The sequence below is a fragment of the Shinella sp. 20P9.1.1 genome (assembly GCF_057798995.1).
In genome coordinates this window covers 186,550-207,652 of the sequence record NZ_JBYOLC010000002.1, presented here as the reverse complement: position 1 = coordinate 207,652, position 21,103 = coordinate 186,550, and the positions used below count along the sequence as shown (strand labels likewise).

20 protein-coding genes and 1 tRNA gene are annotated in these 21,103 nt (G+C 62.8%); 11 read left to right on the top strand and 10 right to left on the bottom strand.

Going from position 1 to position 21,103, the window contains the following annotated elements; translation table 11 throughout:
• From pstC to phoR, 3 genes are all read right to left on the bottom strand, one after another.
• Window positions 1-1,485 carry a phosphate ABC transporter permease subunit PstC gene (pstC, locus tag AC27VQ_RS04600; RefSeq protein WP_488715397.1) on the bottom strand — a complete coding sequence of 495 codons (1,485 nt, stop codon included), beginning with the start codon at window positions 1,483-1,485 and terminating at the stop codon, window positions 1-3.
• 107 nt (window positions 1,486-1,592) lie between these two features.
• Window positions 1,593-2,627, bottom strand: coding sequence for a substrate-binding domain-containing protein (locus AC27VQ_RS04595; RefSeq protein WP_488715396.1), 1,035 nt, complete (start codon window positions 2,625-2,627; stop codon window positions 1,593-1,595).
• Window positions 2,628-2,816: 189 nt separating this feature from the next.
• Entirely contained in the window at window positions 2,817-4,121 is a 1,305-nt protein-coding gene (gene phoR, locus AC27VQ_RS04590) for a phosphate regulon sensor histidine kinase PhoR (protein WP_421591251.1), read from the bottom strand.
• Between the two features lie 142 nt (window positions 4,122-4,263).
• Here phoR and ppk2 point away from each other — a divergent pair, with 142 nt between their 5' ends.
• On the top strand, window positions 4,264-5,142 hold the full coding sequence (gene ppk2, locus AC27VQ_RS04585; protein ID WP_488715395.1) for a polyphosphate kinase 2: 879 nt from the start codon (window positions 4,264-4,266) through the stop codon (window positions 5,140-5,142).
• 9 nt (window positions 5,143-5,151) lie between these two features.
• On the opposite strand, the gene AC27VQ_RS04580 is transcribed toward ppk2, so the two are convergent.
• Complete coding sequence (locus tag AC27VQ_RS04580) at window positions 5,152-6,288, bottom strand: biotin transporter BioY (protein WP_488715394.1); 1,137 nt, start codon at window positions 6,286-6,288, stop codon at window positions 5,152-5,154.
• Window positions 6,289-6,663: 375 nt separating this feature from the next.
• Between AC27VQ_RS04580 and AC27VQ_RS04575 the strand changes: the two genes are divergently transcribed.
• The 6 genes from AC27VQ_RS04575 to AC27VQ_RS04550 all read left to right on the top strand — a co-directional run bounded on the left by AC27VQ_RS04575 (window position 6,664) and on the right by AC27VQ_RS04550 (window position 11,029).
• Entirely contained in the window at window positions 6,664-7,626 is a 963-nt protein-coding gene (locus AC27VQ_RS04575; protein ID WP_488715393.1) for an NAD(P)H-dependent flavin oxidoreductase, read from the top strand.
• A gap of 125 nt (window positions 7,627-7,751) precedes the next feature.
• Window positions 7,752-7,827: transfer RNA gene (locus tag AC27VQ_RS04570), tRNA-Thr, on the top strand.
• Between the two features lie 316 nt (window positions 7,828-8,143).
• Window positions 8,144-8,491 (top strand): YidB family protein, encoded by a 348-nt coding sequence (locus AC27VQ_RS04565; RefSeq protein WP_488715392.1) that lies wholly within the window; start codon window positions 8,144-8,146, stop codon window positions 8,489-8,491.
• Between the two features lie 39 nt (window positions 8,492-8,530).
• Window positions 8,531-8,986 carry a hypothetical protein gene (locus tag AC27VQ_RS04560; protein ID WP_421591246.1) on the top strand — a complete coding sequence of 152 codons (456 nt, stop codon included), beginning with the start codon at window positions 8,531-8,533 and terminating at the stop codon, window positions 8,984-8,986.
• Window positions 8,987-9,411: 425 nt separating this feature from the next.
• On the top strand, window positions 9,412-10,362 hold the full coding sequence (locus tag AC27VQ_RS04555) for an omptin family outer membrane protease (RefSeq protein WP_488715391.1): 951 nt from the start codon (window positions 9,412-9,414) through the stop codon (window positions 10,360-10,362).
• 109 nt (window positions 10,363-10,471) lie between these two features.
• Complete coding sequence (locus AC27VQ_RS04550) at window positions 10,472-11,029, top strand: NADPH-dependent FMN reductase (RefSeq protein WP_488715390.1); 558 nt, start codon at window positions 10,472-10,474, stop codon at window positions 11,027-11,029.
• Window positions 11,030-11,203: 174 nt separating this feature from the next.
• Here AC27VQ_RS04550 and AC27VQ_RS04545 read toward each other — a convergent pair whose 3' ends face one another.
• Both AC27VQ_RS04545 and AC27VQ_RS04540 read right to left on the bottom strand, forming a co-directional pair.
• Window positions 11,204-11,440, bottom strand: a complete 237-nt coding sequence (locus AC27VQ_RS04545; RefSeq protein WP_421591244.1) for a DUF4189 domain-containing protein — start codon at window positions 11,438-11,440, stop codon at window positions 11,204-11,206.
• Window positions 11,441-11,547: 107 nt separating this feature from the next.
• Window positions 11,548-12,744: an AI-2E family transporter gene (locus AC27VQ_RS04540; protein WP_488715389.1), complete on the bottom strand. Its 1,197-nt coding sequence runs from the start codon at window positions 12,742-12,744 to the stop codon at window positions 11,548-11,550.
• A gap of 300 nt (window positions 12,745-13,044) precedes the next feature.
• Between AC27VQ_RS04540 and AC27VQ_RS04535 the strand changes: the two genes are divergently transcribed.
• Both AC27VQ_RS04535 and pgi read left to right on the top strand, forming a co-directional pair.
• A complete protein-coding gene (locus AC27VQ_RS04535) occupies window positions 13,045-14,745 on the top strand; it encodes a long-chain-fatty-acid--CoA ligase (protein ID WP_488715388.1) in 1,701 nt (566 codons plus the stop codon).
• Between the two features lie 126 nt (window positions 14,746-14,871).
• Entirely contained in the window at window positions 14,872-16,497 is a 1,626-nt protein-coding gene (pgi, locus tag AC27VQ_RS04530; RefSeq protein ID WP_488715387.1) for a glucose-6-phosphate isomerase, read from the top strand.
• Window positions 16,498-16,499: 2 nt separating this feature from the next.
• On the opposite strand, the gene AC27VQ_RS04525 is transcribed toward pgi, so the two are convergent.
• The 4 genes from AC27VQ_RS04525 to AC27VQ_RS04510 all read right to left on the bottom strand — a co-directional run bounded on the left by AC27VQ_RS04525 (window position 16,500) and on the right by AC27VQ_RS04510 (window position 19,883).
• Window positions 16,500-17,585, bottom strand: coding sequence for a glycosyltransferase family 4 protein (locus tag AC27VQ_RS04525; RefSeq protein ID WP_488715386.1), 1,086 nt, complete (start codon window positions 17,583-17,585; stop codon window positions 16,500-16,502).
• Window positions 17,586-17,635: 50 nt separating this feature from the next.
• Complete coding sequence (locus AC27VQ_RS04520; protein WP_488715564.1) at window positions 17,636-18,565, bottom strand: carbohydrate kinase family protein; 930 nt, start codon at window positions 18,563-18,565, stop codon at window positions 17,636-17,638.
• 63 nt (window positions 18,566-18,628) lie between these two features.
• Window positions 18,629-19,327: an orotate phosphoribosyltransferase gene (locus AC27VQ_RS04515; RefSeq protein ID WP_488715385.1), complete on the bottom strand. Its 699-nt coding sequence runs from the start codon at window positions 19,325-19,327 to the stop codon at window positions 18,629-18,631.
• A 130-nt stretch (window positions 19,328-19,457) separates the two neighbouring features.
• A complete protein-coding gene (locus tag AC27VQ_RS04510) occupies window positions 19,458-19,883 on the bottom strand; it encodes a DoxX family protein (RefSeq protein ID WP_488715384.1) in 426 nt (141 codons plus the stop codon).
• Between the two features lie 189 nt (window positions 19,884-20,072).
• Here AC27VQ_RS04510 and AC27VQ_RS04505 point away from each other — a divergent pair, with 189 nt between their 5' ends.
• Both AC27VQ_RS04505 and AC27VQ_RS04500 read left to right on the top strand, forming a co-directional pair.
• Window positions 20,073-20,270, top strand: coding sequence for a hypothetical protein (locus tag AC27VQ_RS04505; protein ID WP_421577806.1), 198 nt, complete (start codon window positions 20,073-20,075; stop codon window positions 20,268-20,270).
• Between the two features lie 117 nt (window positions 20,271-20,387).
• A complete protein-coding gene (locus AC27VQ_RS04500) occupies window positions 20,388-21,092 on the top strand; it encodes a Crp/Fnr family transcriptional regulator (RefSeq protein ID WP_117367807.1) in 705 nt (234 codons plus the stop codon).
• Window positions 21,093-21,103 lie beyond the last annotated feature (11 nt).

Here is a 21,103-nt window from a genome sequence, read left to right as displayed (position 1 = left end):
TCATTCGTACTGCTCCCGGTATTTGCGCACGATGTAAAGGGCGTAGATGTTCAGGCAAAGCGTGATGAAGAACAGCGTGATGCCGAGTGCGAAGGCCACCAGCGTCTGCGGCGAGGTGAATTCGAGGTCACCCGTCAGCTGGTTGACGATCTTGACGGTCACGGTTGTCATCGGCTCGAAGGGATTGAGCTGCATGCGGGCGGCAACACCGGCGGCAAGCACCACAATCATGGTTTCGCCGACGGCGCGCGAGGCGGTCATCAGCAGCGCGCCGACGATGCCCGGAAGTGCTGCCGGCAGAATGACGCGCTTGATCGTTTCCGAACGCGTGGCACCCAGACCAAGCGAACCGTCACGCAGCGCCCGCGGCACGGCGGTGATGATGTCGTCCGACAGCGAGGAGACGTAAGGGATCAGCATGATGCCCATGACGAAACCGGCGGTCAGAACGCTCTGCGCCTGGATAAAGTTCGTGTAGTTGCCGGTGACGAGGCCGTTCAGCTGGGCGGAGATATCGCGCAGGAACGGGCCGACGGTCACCAGCGCGAAGAAGCCGTAAACGATGGTCGGGATGCCGGCGAGCACTTCGAGCAGGGGCTTGGCCACCGAACGGACGTGCCGCGAGGCATATTCCGACATGTAGATAGCGGCGAAGAGGCCGACCGGCACGGCGACCAGCATAGCGACAAAGCCGATATAGAGCGTGCCGGCAAGCAGCGGGATCAGGCCGAACTGGCCGGCGGAGGCCGTGGCACCCGCAGCGGCGAAACGCGGATCCCAGACCGTGCCGAAGAAGAATTCCCAGGCCGGCACCATGTTGAAGAAGTGCACGGCTTCCGTGAACATCGAGGCGACGATGCCGACCGTCGTAAGGATGGCGATCGACGAGGCGCCGATGAGGCCGACCAGCATCATGCCTTCGACGCGGTTGCGGGCGCGGAATTTTGGCGCGATCGAGCGATAGGAAAAGAACGCACCGACGGCGGCGACGATAACGACGAGGATCGACAGCATGGTGCCGCTCGTGTTCGTCATGCGGTTGAGGTCGTCGGCCGACTTCAGCATGTAGGGCGCGGGCTCGGCGGCGACCGGCACGCCTTTGCTGGCGAGCACGTCGCGAGCGGCGGCACCGTCCTTGAACAGGGCCTCACGCTCTTCCGCCGTCAGCACCTTGAAGCCGCGGGCGATGGCCGAGATCATGTTGTAGTTGAGGTTCTGCGTGGCCTGCGGCTCGGCCTTCACCTCTTCAGGGAAGCCGGCGCGGACGGTCGAGCTGATATAGATCGGGCTGGCGATGACCCAGACGAACACGACAACAACCGCCGGAAGAATGGCCCACAGGGCAACGAACGAGCCGTAATAGCCCGGCCGCGAATGCAGGTTTGAAAGCTTGCCGCCGGCAAGCGCGTTGGCGCGCCAGCTGCCAATAAGATAGCCCACCACGCCGATTGCGGCGACGACGAGCAGAAGAAGGGAAATACTCATTGAGGAAATTCTCCCGGCGAGATCATCCGCGGTGTCATTCATGCGACGGGCGAAATTTGCCCGAAAGGAAGCGGCCGGCGCGTGTCTAGCGCGCCGGCCAACGTCAATTACATGATCTTGCCGTCGACGAAGGCCTTGCGGACCTCTTCACGCTCGGCGTCCGGAGCCGGAACGAGGCCGTATTCGGCGAGCGGGCTGTCGGGGCCGATCATGTCGTCGCTCGTGAAGAACTCGACATATTCCTTCAGGCCGGGGATGACGCCAAGATGTGCCTTCTTGACGTAGAAGAACAGCGGGCGCGAAACCGGGTATTCGCCGGAAGCGATCGTCTCGGTCGACGGAACGATGCCGCTGACGGTCGCGACCTTCAGCTTGTCGGCGTTGTTTTCGTAGAAGGAGAGGCCGAACACGCCAAGGCCGGTCTTGTTGGCGGCGATGCGGGCCAGCGTTTCGGTGTAGTCGCCGTCGATGTCGACAGCCAGGCCGTCCTTGCGAACGGCGATGCACTTGGCATGCTGTTCCTTTTCGTCGGCAACGGCAGCCTTGATCACGTCGAGAGCGCCGGTGGCCTTGCAGCCTGCGGCCAGCATCTTCTCGTCGAAGACTTCGCGGGTGCCGTGCTTTTCGCCCGGAATGTAGGCGGCGATTTCAGCGTCCGGCAGGTCCTTGTTGACGTCCGACCACTTCTTGTTCGGGTTGGCGACGAGCTTGCCGTCGACGACGATTTCAGCGGCGAGCGCGAGGTAGAGGTCCTTCGGCTCGAGCTTCAGGTCGGCATTGCCGCTATCGGTTGCGAAGACGATGCCGTCATAGCCGATCTTCACTTCCTGAATCTCGGTGACGCCGGCTGCCTTGCAGGCCTCGATTTCGCTGTCCTTCATCGGACGCGACGCGTTGGCGATGTCGAGGGTCTCCGGGCCGACGCCCTTGCAGAATTCCTTGAGGCCGCCACCCGTGCCGCCGGATTCGACGATCGGGGTCTTGAAGTCGGGGAAGGTCTCGCCGAACGTCTCGGCGACGATCTTGGCATAGGGAAGAACGGTGGACGAGCCGGCGATCTGGATCTGGTCGCGCGCAACGGCAACGCCTGCGAATGCGGCGGAGGCAACGAGCGCCGCGAGGGTGAGCTTAAGAGATTTCATCTGGGTTCTCCCGAAGAGGACGTGTGTGGAAAGCGCTGTTTTCGCGCTGTCTGCCGTTGACCGGCGGCTCTTCTCTAAACCCCGGACGCCCTCTCTTTTATGTCGGTTTGACGAAACATTTGTGACACACCAAGCCACTGAAAATACTAACATATTTTCAGCGGCACGAAAGGACCGCGTCCTTTTATGTCAAAAACGCACGGTAAAGACCGTGCCCTTGCCCACTTCGGACTTCACCACCAGACGCGCCCGGTGGCGGGTGAGGATGTGCTTGACGATGGCAAGACCGAGCCCTGTGCCCTTCTTGGACCGGCTCGCTTCCACGTTAACCCGGTAGAAACGTTCGGTGATGCGCGGGACATGTTCGGGTGGAATACCCGGACCATAGTCGGTGACCGACAATTCGACCGGCGCACCGCCGCCGCCTGTCAGCGCCACATCCACCCGCTTGCCCTCCTGACCGTATTTGCAGGCGTTCTCGATCAGGTTCTCCATGACCTCGACCAGCTCGTCGCGGTCACCGTTGACCATGAGGGCATGCCCGGGCAGGTCGAGGGCGATCTCGACGCCGAGATCGGTCGCAAGCGGTTGCAGGCTGTCGCGCACATGGGCGATCAGCGGCACCAGATCCACCGTCTGGTCGGGCGTGAGGTTCGAGCGCAGTTCAAGCCGCGACAGCGACAGGAGGTCATCGACGAGGCGGCTCATGCGCGTCGCCTGCTCATGCATGATGCCGAGAAAACGCTCATGCGCCTTCACGTCGTTCTTCGCCGGCCCCTGCAGGGTTTCGATGAAGCCGCGCAGCGAGGCGAGCGGCGTGCGCAGCTCATGGCTGGCATTGGCGATGAAGTCGGAGCGCATGCGGTCGATGCGCCGCGCCTGGGAGACGTCGCGGAAGGTGAGGAGCCAGAGCGGTTCGCCTGTGGTGTTTTCGACGAGCGGGGCGATGCGCACGACATAGACCGTTTCCGACGGCAGGCGCTCGGCATGTTCCGTCTCGCGCGGCTGGCCGGCGGCGATCGCATCGCGCACCATGTCGAGAATGCCGGGCGCGCGGATGCGGCCGGCAAGATCGCTGCCCGCGGGGATCACGCCGAAAATCGCCTCGGCGGCGCGGTTCTGGAGTTTGATCGTCTCGCGGCCGGACAAGAGGATGGCCGGTGCATCGAGCGCACCGAGCACGGCGGCGATGGCGGCAAGCTCCTGCCTGTGCGGATCGGCCGGCGGCGTTTCCGGCACCGCGAGGGCGGATGGACCGACGGCCATGGTCCGGCCCGTCTCGACCATGCGCCGGTCGGTGCGCAGCAGGCCGGCGATGACGAGCAGAAGAACGGTGAACGACACCCAGCCCAGATGCAGGCCGGCAAGCCAGATCATGAAGCCGACAAAAACAGCAGAGGCGATCAGAACCCGCACGCCCCACAGTTGCGCCGCCAGCCAGCCGAAACCCGTCCGCTGATCCGAAACCGCCACCCATTCCCTCGCAAGCATCATGTCCTCCGCGCCTCCACCGATTCTGGAGGAATAGCGCGGTTTCATGACATGTTTTTCACGGTCCGCTTGAATTCGCAATGCGGTTGTGGCCACCTTCCGGTTTACGCGGCGTGAGCCGTGCCCCTATCCGAAGGAGTGAACCATGGCGGAAAAGGCCGAAAGCCGGGCGGTGGAGCTGGATATCCACGGCAAGAAGCGGGTGTTCGACATAGACGATCCGAAGCTGCCCGACTGGATCGAGAACAAGGCCTTCGGCTCCGACGACTATCCCTATGACAAAAAGCTCGACAACAAGGACTACGAGAAGACGCTGAAGCTTCTCCAGATCGAACTGGTCAAGGTGCAGTTCTGGCAGCAGAAGACCGGCACGCGCATCATGACCGTTTTCGAGGGCCGCGATGCCGCCGGCAAGGGCGGCGCGATCCACGCCACCATGTCCTACATGAACCCGCGCTCCGCCCGCGTCGTGGCGCTGACCAAGCCGACGGAGACCGAGCTTGGCCAGTGGTATTTCCAGCGCTACGTCTCGACATTCCCGACGGCAGGCGAGTTCGTGCTGTTCGACCGTTCCTGGTACAACCGCGCCGGCGTCGAGCCCGTCATGGGCTTCTGCAAGCCGGAGCAATACGAAAAATTCCTCAAGGAGACGCCGCGCTTCGAGAAGATGATCACCTCGGAAGGCATTCATCTCTTCAAGTTCTGGCTCAATATCGGCCGCGAGATGCAGCTGAAGCGTTTTCACGATCGCCGGCACGATCCCTTGAAGGTCTGGAAACTGTCGCCGATGGATATCGCCGCCCTCAACAAGTGGGACGATTATACGGAAAAGCGCGATCGTATGCTCAAGGAGACGCACACGGACCATGCGCCCTGGACCGTGATCCGCGCCAACGACAAGCGCCGCGCCCGCATCAACCTGATCCGCCACATCCTGAAGACGCTCGACTACGAGGGCAAGGACAAGGTGATCGGCGACATCGACGACAAGATCGTCGGCGCGGGACTCGGTTTCGTGAAGTAAGCCCGGCGCTTATTCACCCGGCTGGATGCGGACGGCATAGAGATTGACGCTCGCATCACCGCCGGTGATATCGCTGTTGATGAGCAGATGACCCGGCTCGCTCGGCGAGAGCGAACGGTCGAAATCGACCTGGAACAGGATGTCGGTACGCTCCGAGACGGTGAACCGGTGGCGGCCGCAGCCGCCCATGGTGGAGAAGTCGCACTCCACCGACACCTGCACCGGCTTGTCACCCGCGGACTGGACCGTCAGCGCCACCGTCGAGGTCTTGCCGCCCATTTCGCTCAGCACCTCGGGCGAAACCTCGATGCGCACTGCGCCGTCGCGATCCGGATTGGTGGACGTGATGCGCGCCGCCGGCCCCTCATTGGTGCTGACGGCCTCGAAACGGCCGGCAGCGCCCGCCGAAATCTTTGCCGTGTCGCCGGGAGAGAAGATCGCGCGCCAGTCGGCGGAGAAACGGTTCTGCGTGTCGAGCGCCTTCTTGATCGGATCGTCGCCGGAAAAATCCTCGCCCGCGACGGTGGCCGGCGGGGTCGAGTCGTCGGCACCGTTCTGCAAGTCCCTCAGGAGGCCGCTCGACTGCACCCACCAGGCAAGCGCGCCGAAAGCTGCGATCAGGGTTGCGACGACCAGCAGGAAGGAGAACAGGCGGCCACGGCGCTTGCGGGCCTTGGCCACGCGCTCGGGCTTGAAATCCGACGCTTCGTTGACGGTGGCGCTTTCGGTAGCGGGCCTGGTATCCTTGGCAAAGCCGTCGGCGCGCTCGGGGCGAATGGCGCCGATATCGCTCGCCGTAGCGTGGCGGGCCTCGGCCCTCGGCTCCGCATCGAGCATCGGCTCTGGCCTGATGTCCCGTTCGGCGCGCAATTCGGGCTGTGGGCGCGTTTCGACGACCGGCTCGACGCGAACGTCACGGACCGGCGCCGGGGTGGTGGCGGCGCGTTCTTCCGCCTCGATTTCGTGGATGGTCGCTTCCAGCCGGTGGCGCTGGGCCGTTATCGTCTCGGGATCGTTGATCTCCTGCTTGCGCAGGCCCGCCTCCAGCGCGTTGCGCGCCGACTGGTAGATGCGTGCGCGAACTTCGGCATTCGCACGTTCAGAGCGCGCCAGCGCGTTTCTGATTGCCGTTTCCAGTCCGCTCACATGAGACCCTTCTGCGGAAGCCGCCAGACGACGCGGCCATGATCCATCTGTGGAAAGAGCCCTTCTTTCCGGCTTTTGTTAGGTTTTGCGTAACGTTTACCGCAACGTTGCGCAAGCCTCCCCGCCGAAACCGGCGGCCTTCGCCGGGGATAAGCGGGGCATGGGGATAACGGATGGGCAGGTCATAACCTTCGGCCGGGCAGATTGTTTCCCAACAGCCGGGGCGCGGAGGCGACCTGCTCCCCGGCTCAAACATCCGCGATACACAAGCCTCGACACGCGCCGTCGCGTCACCGACCCTCTTTTCACGGGCGGTTCGCGCTGCTATTCTTTTGACGTTTTCGTAAACGTCAAAAATCGGATTCGGATTTTCCCATGGCCCTGCCCGCGATCCTCAAGGACAAGCTGCGCCTGCCCGTCGTCGGCGCGCCGCTCTTCATCGTCTCGCATCCCGCGCTGACCCTTGCACAATGCAAGGCCGGTGTCATCGGCGCCTTCCCGGCCTTGAATGCCCGGCCGGAAGCCCAGCTCGATGAGTGGCTGGCGGAAATCACCGAAGGCCTTGCCGCCCACGACGCCAAACATCCCGACCGTCCGGCAGCCCCCTTCGCCGTCAACCAGATCGTCCACCGCTCCAACACGCGGCTGGAACACGACCTGATGATGTGCGTGAAATATAAGGTGCCGGTCGTCATCTCCTCGCTCGGCGCGGTGCCGGAGGTGAATGCCGCAATCCATTCCTATGGCGGCATCGTGCTGCATGACGTCATCAACAATCGCCATGCCAGCTCAGCGATCCGCAAGGGCGCCGACGGCCTGATCGCCGTTGCGGCCGGTGCGGGCGGCCATGCCGGCACGCTCTCGCCCTTCGCGCTGATCCAGGAAATCCGCGAATGGTTCGACGGCCCTCTCCTGCTGTCCGGTGCGATCGCCACCGGCGGCGCGATCCTCGCCGCCCAGGCGATGGGCGCCGATATGGCCTATATCGGCTCCCCCTTCATCGCGACGGAGGAAGCGCGGGCCGCCGACGCCTACAAGCAGATGATCGTCGACAGCGCCGCCGCCGACATCGTCTATTCCAACTATTTCACCGGCATCCACGGCAACTACCTGAAACCCTCCATCGCCGCCGCCGGCATGGACGCCGATCACCTGCCGGAAGCCGACCCCTCCAAGATGGACTTCGAAACCGCAACGACCGGCGCCAAGGCCTGGAAGGACATCTGGGGCTGCGGCCAGGGCATCGGCGCGGTCAAGGCCATCGGCCCCGTCGAAAACCTCGTCGCCCGCCTGGACCGCGAATACCAGACCGCCCGCACCCGCATTTGCGCCGGCTGAGCTCGGCGCAGAGAGAAACCGCGTGGGAAAAATGCGGAAGTTGAAACTACCCGCTTGAAATCTGTTCCCATTGCGGTTATCAGCGCACCCATTCCTGTCCCGACACGCTTCGGGGCCACAGAAGTGCCGCTTTAGCTCAGTTGGTAGAGCACGTCATTCGTAATGACGGGGTCACGTGTTCGAGTCACGTAAGCGGCACCATTCTTTACAAGCAATTCACTCGATAGTTCGGCAAGCGCCAAAGCGCTCCGCGATCAAATCCCGCGACAGAATCCGAATATGTTCGACGCCCGCAGGCTTGTCGTGCGGTTGTTTCCCTTGCCTTTGAGCATGGGGCATCTCGCCTCTCCTTGCCGTTGAAATATCGGCCCACAAGGCTGCAACTTTGACGGAAATCTGAGATGACGGTTCACAAGCGTTTTCCGGCCTGCAGGTTCGCCACGTTTGCCTTTGTTTGATCACATTTTAGTTTCCTCTTGTAGGCGAAGGGCCGATCAAACTTTAAAAGGGAGAATCCATGGGATTACTTGATGGACTACAGACTATCGTCGGTGATGCACTGAGTGGAAAACCGGTCGATCTCATGGCAGTGGCGGGGCAGGTCTTGCAGAATGCCGGCGGCCTCAACGGTATCGTCAGCCAGCTGAATCAAGCCGGGCTGGGAGAACAGGTCTCCTCTTGGATCGGGACCGGTTCGAACCTGCCGATTTCCGAAGACCAGATCAAAACCGCGCTGTCTTCCGAGACCCTGCGCAATCTGGCGCAGTCCTTTGGAGTCGACGTCAGCCAGCTTCCCCAGATCCTGGCCGAACATCTGCCAAAGATGGTCGATACGGCCAGTCCGAATGGCACCCTGCCCACCTGATCGTTCCAAATCGCACGTCCTCCTCAACTAGGTGATGTCATGACCAAGAAACTGATTTTCATTGCTGCCGGAGCCCTTCTCACAGCGCTCGCTGCCGGCTCGCCCGCCTCCGCACTGACGATGAAGGAATGCAGCGCCAAATACAAAGCCGCGAAGGCGGACGGCAGTGCCGCCGACGTGAAATGGAACGACTTCCGCGCAAAATTCTGCGGTGCGGACGCGGCTGCTGCCGATGCCGCTGATGAAGCGGACATCGCCAAGACCCCTGAGAAAGAGCCGACGAAATCGACGGCGAAGGCGCCGAAGGGCGTTACCTTCCCGAGCGCCGTCGATAAGAAATATGCAAGTGAAGCCGCTGGAAAAGCCCGGCTTCATACCTGCGTGGATGCCTATCGCGCCAACAAAGAAGCAGGCACGCTCAACGATCTGAAATGGATCCAGAAGGGCGGCGGTTACTGGAGCCTGTGCGCCGCCAAGCTGAGAGCAAACGGCTGATCCGTCTTTGTTAAACTTTCGGGGCGGCGCCTGTGGTGCCGCCCCTGTCCCGCCTCTCGCAAAATGCGACAGATACCCTTTGCTTAGCCTCCTCGCGCGAGCATCGGGCTTTGCAGGCCGCGTCTCCCGATGTTTAAGGCTGGACGCCGTCCTCCTGGTCTGTCAAAAGCGGCACCGGACGCGACTGCCGATAGTTTTAGATCGGGGTCGGGCGACCGATTGACGTCACGTTGCTGCCGCGAGATCACGCTGGCCGTCCAAATGCATCCCATTTGCTGTTCATGATACGGGTCAAGCGTTGTGAAACGCCGGGGCAGATTTGCCACGCCTTTTCATTTTGTCGGTTTTGACCCGATTGTTCCGTTGGCACCCCGGCCGCGATACGGCAAGACGTTAAGGAAGTCTTACCGAGGGGCATGGTATATATGAAAATTCTAATTCTTAAGCTTGCCGCGATGGCTTTGGCATTGAGCGCATCTTCCGCCTATGCGGAGGATATGATTGCCAGTTCCGCCGATGGCAGCTTCTGGCTGTCGGGCGGTGTCGGCCTGATGAACATCGAGGCGCACGAATATGTCTGGGACGGCGCCAACAAGGCCAGCCAGCTCGATTGGGATACCAAGGGCGTTGTGCTTTATTCGGCCACGGCCCATGCCGATCTCGGCAACGACTGGACCGTCAAGGGCAAGATCGACGTCGGCTTCGGCGGCAACGGGCATATGGTCGATTACGACTGGAATCCGGACTTTACAAACGACCAGAGCATGGATGGCTGGAGCGATCGATCCATCAGCCCCGACACGCGCCTCGACCGGTATTTCAACGGCTCGCTGGAAATCGGCCGCGATATCTTCAGCGACGACCGCGGCACTTTCGGTATCAATGCCGGCTTCAAATATACCGATGTACGCTGGAGTTCCTACGGTGGATCGTACATCTACAGCACCGACAGTTTTCGCGACACGATCGGCGATTCCCTTGCAGGCACCAAGACGATCACTTATCAGCAGAAAATCCCGACAGTCTTTCTCGGCTTGGACGGCGCGGCGCATATCGATCGCCTGACCCTGTCTGGCGGCGTCAAGGCGGGCGTCACCAAAGGAATTGACGATATCGACAATCATTGGGCGGTCCAGACCAATTTCTTCAGTAACATGAAGCCGGCACCAGTCGTCATGGCCAATGCGGCGATCGACTATCAGCTGACGCCGAGTGCTTCGCTTTACTTCGCCGGCAATTTCGAGAATGTCTTCAACAAGCGGGGCGACGCGCGGGTTATCGACACGACGACCGGTGGCGTGACGAACTATGCAAACGCATCCGGCGCATCGTTCAAGACCATGTCCCTGCAGATCGGTCTTCGCGGCCGGTTCTGACCGGCTCCGCGACATCGCAAAAAGAGCCCGGTTCCGGCTGGGCGTTTTCTTTCGAGCGCAATGGCGGACCTGCGTTGCCGATAACAGCGCCGTGCGCTAGCCTTCCGCCATGAAGATCCTCGCCGTTTCCGGCAGCGCCCGCCGACTGTCCACCAACACAGCCCTGCTCCGCGCTCTCCAAGTGATCGCCCCCGACGGCATCGCCGTACAGGTCTATGACGGCATTGGAGACTTGCCGGTCTTCTCGCCCGATCTCGAAGGCGCTGATCTGCCTGACAGCGTCCGGCACTTCCAGCAGGCCATTGCCGAATGCGACGCACTTATCCTGTCCAGCCCGGAATATGTGCGCAGCATTCCCGGCGGCCTGAAGAATGCCATCGACTGGCTGGTCTCGGGCGACCAGGTGGTCGGCAAGCCGATCGCGCTCGTCCACGCCTCGCATCGCGGCGAAGACATGCTGGCGGCGCTCAGGACGGTGCTGTCGACCATCAGCTCCAATTTCACGGAAAGCCTTTTCTTCCGTTTTCCGGTCATGAAGGAAACGCCCGAGGCCATCGTTCAGCGCCTTGTGAGCGCCCCGGTCGCGGCGGAGGCTTTTCTGCGGGATTTTGCGCTCTTTTGCCGGGATGGCGGAAACGGGCGGTTGCCGCAGCATCCTATTTCCTGAGACGGGGCGCCGAACCTGCCGGATTGCGACCAGAAACGGAGCCCGCACTAGAGTATGTCTGGTTCAGGCTGAACCAGACATACTCTAGATTCTTTTGTTTTCGTTTGTCTTTTCGGGAAAACCGGTTCCCACTTTTCCCTGACAAACTCTAGCGGGCTCCGCAATCGAGCTGTCTCAATCGTCCTCGTCGCATTCGGTGATTTCGCACACGGCTTCTTCGGTCGTGCGGTTGGCGCACTCCGTTAGCGCCTTTTCGCGCGCATCGGCTTCGTCGTCATAGCTGTAGCTATAGCCGTAGCTGCCCTCTTCCGACACGGCGATGCAGCCCCAGGCGAGCGCCGAGGTCTGCGAGGCTGCAAAAGCAGTCGTGAGGACGAGCGCGGCAAGCGCTGTCCGTCTGGCGGATGTCATGGTGTCTTCCCCTCAAGTCGCGCAAAATGCGCCGGAAACACTATGGCTCCGTCTCTTGCCTTTGCAAGCGATTGCGGCAGCCAATTTAGCGGGTATCGCTTGCCGGCTCAGCCGGCATTGCGCTCCGGATCGGACCGCGCGGGCGGCTCCGCATGGGGATCGAGAATGATCGGCGACGGCGGATCGGTCGCCTCCACTTCGCGGATCCATTCACGCCAGATGGCGACGAGCAGCGCCATCAGCACCGGGCCGATGAAAAGTCCGAGGAAGCCCATGGTCTTCACGCCGCCGATGAGGCCGAAGAAGGTGGGCAGGAAGGGCAGCTTGATCGGACCGCCGACGAGGCGCGGCCGCAGCGTCTTGTCGACGATGAAGAGCTCGACGGAGCCCCAGATGAGCAACGCAAGGCCTGCGACCGGCGAACCGCTGGAGACGAGATAGACCGAGACCAGCGTGAAGGAGAGCGGCGCACCGCCGGGGAAGAGCGCCATGATGCCGGTGATGACGCCGAGCGTCACGGCAGACGGCACGCCGGCGATCCAGTAGGCGACGCCGAGCACGATGCCCTCGCCGATGGCGATCAGCGTCATGCCCGTTACAGTGGAACTGATGGTTGCCGGCACGATGCGGGAAATGCGCTCCCAGCGCATCGGCAGGATGCGTTCGCCGAGGCGGTCCACCTGGGCCGCGAAGGACTGGCCGTCGCGATAGATGAAGAACAGCGCGATCAGCATGAAGAGCGCGGCGAGAAGCAGGTTGAAGGCCTTGCCGCCGGCCGCCAGCGCCACGCGGTAGATATTGCCGATATTGGCGCCGCTGACGACCTGCGTCAGCTCGCCGATGGCGCCGGGATGGTCGAGGAAGCGCGTCCACTGCATGTCCAGCCAGCCGCCGATGACCGGCAGCACGCGGATCCATTCCGGCGTCGCGGCCCCCGTGCGATTGGTTTCCACCGCCCAGCCGACCCAGTCGCGCACCTCGTGCAGGGCATAGGTGGAGGCAATCACGATCGGGCCGATGATGAAGGCGAGGATGAGCAGGATGGCGATGGAGGCGGCGAGCGTGCGGTTGCCGTTCACCTGCGCAAGCAGGCGTGTATAGAGCGGCCAACTGGCAAAGGCGATGACGAGGGCGGCGAGCACGGGAACCACGAAGCCGTGGAAGAAGTAGATGCCGGCGAAGACGACGAGCACCAAGAGCCAGCGCGCCGCCGAGATCGGCGAGACGAGCGCAGCCCCGCCGGTGCGCGCCGCACCAAGAAACCTGGGCTCACTTCTGCGGTGTTCCTGATGCAGCAAACTCATGCACTCCACTGTCTCCGGCGTCCGGCCGGGATCCCCTAGATAAGGTGTATCCGATGAATGTTAAACATATACGCGGTTTTTTGGTGGAAGGCGCGGTGAGACGCCGCAGTCCGGCGCTTTCCGCTCACGAAAAAGCGATTTGTTCCGCCCGCGGCGCTTGTTGACGTTTACGTCAATGTAAGATAGCGATAATCCTTGATGGCGCCTGCCAAAAGCATCATCTTGTCCGTATCGCCGGGTTGGAGGACCTTGCGGGGCCGGCGGGACGGACGATGCCCGCGCCCAAGGAGGAGAGCACGCATGACGGCCATATCAGAGGCCCCTTCCACCGAGCCGGCCGGCCGTTTCTGGCTTGCCAACTATCCCGAAGGCATGGCCGGCGACATCGCGCCGCTGGCGCATGCCTCCATCGGCGCGCTGGTCGAGCGATGCTGCGCACAATTTGCCGACCGCCCCGCCTTTACCAGCATGGGCAAGACGCTGAATTTCAGCGATTTCGAGACCGCCTCGAAAAAGATCGCCGTCTGGCTGCAGGCCAGGGGGCTCGAAAAAGGCGACCGCGTCGCCGTGATGATGCCGAACATCCTGCAGAACCCGGTCATCATTTTCGGCATCCTGCGCGCCGGCCTCGTGGTGGTGAACGTCAATCCGCTCTATACGCCGCGCGAGTTGGAACACCAGCTGAAGGATGCCGGCGCCAAGGCGCTGTTCGTGCTGGAAAACTTCGCAAGCACCGTGGCGCAGGTCGTCTCGCGCACCGCCGTGAGGCACGTCGTCGTCACCACGATGGGCGACATGCTCGGCCTCAAGGGGCTGATCGTCAATCTCGTCGTGCGTAGGGTGAAGAAGCTCGTGCCGGCCTGGTCGCTGCCGGGGCACATCCCGTTCAGCCAAGTGATGGCCGAGGGTGCGCGCGGCACGCTGAAGCCGGTTGCCGTCGCCCCCGGCGATACCGCCTTTCTGCAATATACCGGCGGCACGACGGGCGTTTCCAAGGGCGCGACGCTGACGCATGCCAACCTCTTGTCCAACATGGAGCAGATCAAGCTGTGGATCGAGCCGATCTTCCATGTGAAGCAGCGGCCGGACCAGCTCGTCTTCATCTGCGCGCTGCCGCTCTACCATATCTTCGCCTTGACGGTGAACGGGCTGATGGGCATCGCGCTCGGCGGCCACAATGTGCTGATCGCCAACCCGCGCGACATTCCCGCCTTCGTCAAGGAACTGGGCAAATATTGCGTCCATATCTTCCCCGGCCTCAACACGCTGTTCAACGCGCTGATGAACAATCCGGACTTTGCCAAGCTCGATCTCTCCGGCCTGCTTTTGACGCTCGGCGGCGGCATGGCGGTGCAACGGCCGGTCGCCGAACGCTGGCAGAAGATGACGGGCTGCGCCATCATCGAAGGCTACGGCCTCTCGGAGACCTCGCCGGTGGCGACCGCCAACCGCTTCGACCGGGCGGAGTTCACCGGCACGATCGGCCTGCCGCTCCCCTCCACCGAGATCGCGATCCGCGACGACGACGGCAACACGCTTGCCCTGGGCGGGGTCGGCGAAATCTGCATTCGCGGTCCGCAGGTCATGGCCGGCTATTGGCAGCAGCCGGACGAGACGGCGAAAGTGATGACGCCGGATGGTTTCTTCCGCTCCGGCGATATCGGCTTCATGACGCCGGATGGTTTCACCAAGATCGTCGACCGCAAGAAGGACATGATCCTCGTCTCCGGCTTCAACGTCTTCCCGAACGAGGTGGAAGAGGTGGCGATGTCGCTTGCCGGCGTTCTCGAATGCGCGGCGATCGGCGTGCCGGACGAGCATTCCGGCGAGGCGGTGAAGCTCTTCGTGGTGAAGAAGGATCCGGCCCTGACGGAGGCCGACGTGAAGGCCCATTGCGCGGCGAACCTCACCAATTACAAGCGCCCGCGCTTCATCGAGTTCCGCACCGACCTGCCGAAATCCAATGTCGGCAAGATATTGCGCAAGGATCTCCGGGGCTGAGCGCAGCCCCGGCACAACCGCTCCTAAATCGATTTAATTTTTTAGCCGCAGGCGCGTTTTCGGTCTTGATTTGACGGTGCCAAAGCGACTAGCTAGCGGCATCGTCCAAAGCAAGGGAAGACGCCGATGAACGCGCTTGTCGAAAAGCTGAAATCCATCGTCCGCGACACCAACGCCACAGACATCCGGGCGGCCTTCGCGGCCGATCCCGAGCGGTTCTCCCGCTACAGCACCACGCTTGGCGATTTCCTCTTCGACTATTCCAAATGCGCGATGAACGACGCCGTGCTCGACGCGCTGGAAGCGCTCGCCAAGGAAGCCGGCGTCGAGAAGAAGCGCGACGCGATGTTCGCGGGCGAGATCATCAACATCACCGAAGAGCGCGCTGTGCTGCACACCGCATTGCGCAACCGCTCCAACACGACGGTCATCGTCGATGGTAAGGACGTCATGCCTGACGTCAATGCCGTGCTCGACGCCATGGGCGCCTTTTCCGACGGCATCCGTTCCGGCGCGCTGAAGGGTGCGACGGGCAAGAAGATCACGGACGTCGTCAATATCGGCATCGGCGGTTCCGATCTCGGCCCGGTCATGGCGACACTGGCGCTCGCGCCCTACCACGACGGCCCGCGCCTGCACTTCGTCTCCAATATCGACGGCGCGCATATCGCCGATACACTGAAGACGCTCGAAGCTGAAACCACCCTCTTCATCGTCGCCTCGAAGACCTTCACGACCATCGAGACGATGACGAATGCCGCAACGGCCCGCAAGTTCATCGCCGACAAGCTCGGTGACGCCGCCGTCGGCAGCCATTTCTGCGCGGTCTCCACGGCGCTCGACAAGGTTTCGGCCTTCGGGATCGGCGCGGAGCGCGTCTTTGGCTTCTGGGACTGGGTCGGCGGGCGCTATTCGATCTGGTCGGCCATCGGCCTGCCGCTGATGATCGCCATCGGCAAGGAGAGTTTTGGCGAATTCCTCGCCGGCGGCCATGCCATCGACACCCATTTCCGCGAGGCGCCGATCCGGGAGAACATCCCCGTCCTGCTCGGCCTCATCGGCTACTATCACCGCAACGTGCTGAACTACCCGTCGCGCGCCATCCTGCCCTATGACCAGCGCCTGTCGCGCTTCCCCGCCTATCTGCAACAGCTCGACATGGAATCGAACGGCAAGTCCGTGACGATGGATTCCAAGCCCGTCGCCTGCAAGACCGGCCCGGTCGTCTGGGGCGAGCCTGGCACCAACGGCCAGCACGCCTTCTACCAGCTCATCCATCAGGGCACCTCGGTCATCCCCACGGAATTCATGATCGCGGCCAACGGCCACGAGAAAAATCTCCGCCACCAGCACCAGCTTTTGATCGCCAATTGCCTGGCGCAGTCGGAAGCCCTGATGAAGGGGCGCTCACTGGAAGAGGCCAAAGCCCAGCTCACCTCCAAGGGCATGGACGAGGCGAAGGCCGACAGGATTGCGCCGCACCGCGTCTTCGACGGCAACCGCCCGTCGATCACCATGGTGCATGACAGCCTGACGCCCTTTGCGCTCGGCCGGCTGATCGCGCTCTACGAGCATCGCGTTTTCGTCGAAGGCGCGCTGTTCAATATCAATTCCTTCGACCAATGGGGCGTCGAGCTCGGCAAGGAGCTGGCGACGGGTCTGCTGCCGGTCGTCGAAGGCAAGGAAAGCGCTGCCGGCCACGACAGCTCGACGGCCGGTCTGGTTGCCGCGCTGCTGAAGGCGGCGAAGTAAGCCTAGCGCAGGCTGAGACGGCGTGCCGCGAAAGCATCGCGCGGCACGCGCGTCAGGTTACCCAGGAATTCGAGAGCACAGGCGCGCCAGCTGTAGGTCGACGCCCGGCCAAGAGCGACTTCCTTGGGAATGTCGAGCGCGGCAAGCGCGGCTTCCCGCAGGTCTTCCGACAGCACTCCCGCTTCGCCCAGCACGTCGCGCGGCGCCGTCACCGGGAAGGCGGCGACGGGCACACCGCTCGCCAAAGCTTCCAGCATGACATTGCCAAACGTGTCCGTCCGGCTCGGGAAGACGAAGACGTCGGCCGAGGCGTAGATCGATGCAAGATCCTCGCCGGTCTTGCGGCCGAGGAAATGCACATCCGGATAGCGCTGGCGCAGCATGGCCAAATCCGGCCCATCGCCGACCACGACCTTGCTGCCCGGCAGATCGAGCGCGAGGAAAGCCGGCAGGTTCTTTTCCACCGCCACGCGCCCGACGTTGAGGAAGATCGGCCGCGGCAGGCCGAGATCGCGGCGTTTGCCCGGATCGAACTGCTTCGTATCGACCCCGCGCGACCAGCGCTTGATCCGGGTAAAACCGCGCGCCGCCATTTCTGCGCCGAGCGATTTCGTCGCCACCATCATGCCCTGGCCGGAATTGTGGAAGCGGCGCAGCCACCAGTAACTCCAGCTTTCGGGGATGGGCAGACGCGCGCTGATGAATTCGGGAAAGCGCGTGTGATAGGCGGTGGTAAAGGGCAGCCGGCGCTGCAGGCAGGCGCGCCGCGCCGCCATGCCGAGCGGTCCTTCGGTGGCGATGTGGATATAGTCGGGTGCGATCGCCTCGATCTCGGCCAGCATCTGGCGCTTCGAGGTCAGCGCGAGCCGGATTTCCGGATAGGACGGCAGCGGCACCGTCGCGAACTTTTCCGGCGTCAGGAAGACGACCTCGACCCCCTCTTCCGCTATGGAGCGGGCAAGCTCTTCCAGCGTGTGCACGACGCCGTTCAGTTGCGGACGCCAGGCATCCGTGACGACGAGAATGGTCGGGGACTGTCCATCAGGACGGGCCGGAGCGAGCGAATCTGATGCGGTGTGATCGAACATGGCCCCTTTGACCATGCGGCGATGACAGGCGAATGAAGGGGCCGAGCGGCTTACGCCAGCCCGATTTCCTTCGCCCACGGCGGGTTGGCGCCGGCGCGGGAAACGGTGACGGCAGCGGCCTTGGCGCCGAGTGCCAGCACCTTGGCGATCTGGTCTTCCGAGAGGGCCGAAACCTGCTGCTTGGTGAGCAGGTTCTGCATCTTCAGCGAGGCGAGCACGCCGGCATCGAACGTATCGCCGGCACCGACCGTATCGACGACCGTCACGCGCTCGCTCGGCACCGTGACCTTGTGCGCAGCGGTGTAGCCTACCGCGCCTTCCGCGCCGCGCGTGACGACGACGAGCTTGGCGCCATGGTGCAGCCAGTGGCGGGCGAGCGCATCCTCGTCGCCTTCGAGGCCGAACCAGGCGAGGTCCTCATCGGAGAACTTGACGATGTCAGCCATCGCAGCCATGCGGCGGATGCGGCCCATATGGGCATCCTTGTCCTTGATGAAGCCGGGGCGGATGTTCGGGTCGAGCGAGATCACGCGCTTATCGTGCTCGCGCTTCAGGAGCGCCTCGTAGGTCGAGCCACAGGGCTCCGGGATGAGGCTGATCGCACCGAAATGCAGCGCCTCGCAATCGTCGCCGAGATCAGGAAGCTCGGCCTCGGTGATCATGCGACCGGCAGTGCCCTCGTCGTAGAAGGCGTAGGTGGCGTGGCCGTTCACCAGTTTGACGAAGGCGACGGTGGTCGGGCGCGACAGCGTTGCGCAATAGCTGTAGTCGACGCCGCTTTCGCCGAGCGTCCTGCGCAGGATGTCGCCCATCATGTCGTCGGAAAGGCCGGTGAAGAAGCCCGTGGGAACACCGAGGCGGCCGAGCGCGATCGCCGTGTTGAAGATCGCGCCGCCGGCATAGGGCGCATAGGCGTCCTCGCCGAGCGTCGTCGTCCGCGGCAGCATGTCGATCAGCGCTTCACCACAACATAGGATCATCAGCATTCCTCCCACCGATTTTCAATCGATTTAAGCGATCTTGGCGCAAAGCGCCAGCGCCATTTACGACGTCGGCAGTTCCGACACACCGCCATGGGCGGCCGACCAGACGAGCGGCGCATCGAAGAACGCCTCGACGGAAGCGAGCGTCGCATCGTCGAACAGCTTTTCGGCGCGCGCGACGGCCAGCACATCCCTCCAGGTGGCGATATGGTGCAGCTTGACGCCGCCACTGGCGTAGCGGGCTTCGGCCTCCTTGAAGATGCCGTAGTAGAACAGCGACATGCCGTGATCGACCACGCCGCCGGCCGCGCGGATGGCGTCGATGAAGGTGAACATCGAGCCGCCGACGGTGACGAGATCCTCGATGACGAGCACGCGCGCACCTTCAGGCATCACGCCCTCGATCTGCGCATTGCGGCCATGGCCCTTGGGCTTCTTGCGCACATAGATCATCGGCAGGCCGAGGCGATCGGCTAGAAGTGCTGCGAAGGGAATGCCGGCCGTCTCGCCGCCGGCGATCACGTCGATGCGCTCGAAGCCGACATTGCGGGTCAGCGTCGCGGCGGCGAAATCCATGATGGCCGAGCGGATGCGCGGATAGGAGAGCAGCTTGCGGCAATCCATATAGACCGGGGAGGCCATGCCGGAGGCGAGTTTGTAGGGTTCCTCGGGGCGGAAATGCACCGCCTTGATCTCCCACAGCATGCGGGCCATCAGCTCCGCCATCACGTCTCGGTCCGGAAAGGAATTGGAAAACATCGGCATCTCCCGCATGATTTTGTCCTCGTGCGCATAGCAGCAAGAGCCGCGGCTTTCCAGCACTCGCGCAACGAAAAACCCTCCCCGGAGGCCGGGGAGGGTTTCGAGAGGACCGGATTTTGCCGTTGGCTTAGGCGCCGCGGCGGGCATCGACCGAGATGGAGCCCGGGCCGAAGGCGGCGAGCACGAGGAAGCCGCCGGCGATCGTGATGTTCTTCCACATCATCAGGCCGTTGAAGACGGTGAGGAGGCCGTTGGCGCCTTCCGGGAAGTCCGGGTTGTTGATCGCGCCGCTGTGGAAGACGAGAGCGGTGAACACGCAGAAGGCAGCGAGCAGGTAAGCGGCAATCTTCGTCTGGAAACCGACAAGGATGAACAGGCCGGCGACGACTTCGAAGATGCCGGCGAGATAGGCGAGTGCGGTGGCGGCCGGCAGGCCGGCATTGGAGATCATCCAGGCGGTGCCCGAGGGATCGATCAGCTTGGGGAAGCCGGCAGTGAGGAACATGAGGGAGAGAAGAATGCGTCCGACGAGGACGACTACGTTCTGCGGCATGGGAAGCTCCTGAGGCTTGGCGTTTGCGTTGGCAGAGAGATACCAGCTTTCCGTCGTCAAACTAGTCAGCACATCAGAAGACAGATCGTTCTCATTTAGTGAACGATCGCCTGTTCCCGCCGGAACAGAAACCGGCGCGGCCCTGTGCGAAAAGGAGACAACACCCCGCCTCCCTTCTTCGGATCTTCCATGCGCCACACTGTTCTCGCCCTGGTTCTCGCTTCCGCAGCTCTCGCCTTCAGTGCCCCCGGCCAGGCCGGCGCCTCCTATGCCTATGCCCAGCAGGGCTACTACGGCCACTACCAGCAGACCTGCATAACCAAGCGCATGCGCACGGAAGACCGCACAGGCAAGACCGTCACCAAACGTGTGCGGATCTGCCAATAGGACGGGACCAGCCCAAACTGTCCGTTCTTTTCTGTTGCAAGCGCTCACCGGCTGGGCGAAGATTTCGGTTGAGCGGCCCGTCTTCATCGTATCAGGGGCGGCCGGGGGAAACCGGATATGAACGAGATCAACAAGAGTGCCGCGTTCTGGCGTTCTTTTCCGATTTTCGAGGGCTTCAGCAAGGAAACGATCGGCGAGATCGCATCTATCGCGACCTGGCGCCGCTGGCCGGCGGGAACGGTCATCTTCCAGCGCGGCGACGAGGGCACCTATCTCATCGTGCTCGTCTCCGGCCGCATCAAGCTGTCGCTGATCACGCCGCAGGGCAAAGAACTGTCGCTGCGCCAGCTCGAGGCCGGTTCGATCCTCGGCGAAATGGCGATCCTCGACGGCCAGCCGCGCTCGGCGGACGCGACCTCCGTCACGCCGACCGAAGGTTATGTCATCGCCAAGCGCGATTTCCTCGACGTGCTGACCCGCAACCCGACGGCCGCGCACGCGATCATCCACTATCTCTGCACCAAGCTGCGCGAGACGACCGAGCAGCTGGAAACCATCGCGCTCTACGATCTCGATTCCCGCGTCGCCCGCTTCTTTCTGGCAACCCTGCGCAATATCCATGGCGACGAACTGCCCGACAGCGCCAATCTTCAGCTTTCACTCAGCCAGGGCGAGATCGCCAGCATCGTCGGCGCGAGCCGGCCGAAGATCAACCGGTCGATCCTGGCGCTGGAAGAGGCCGGCGCGATCCGCCGCAACGACGGCATCATCCATTGCCATATCGGCCGGCTGCAGAACATCGCCGAGCCGGATGACGACTAACAGGCCGGCGG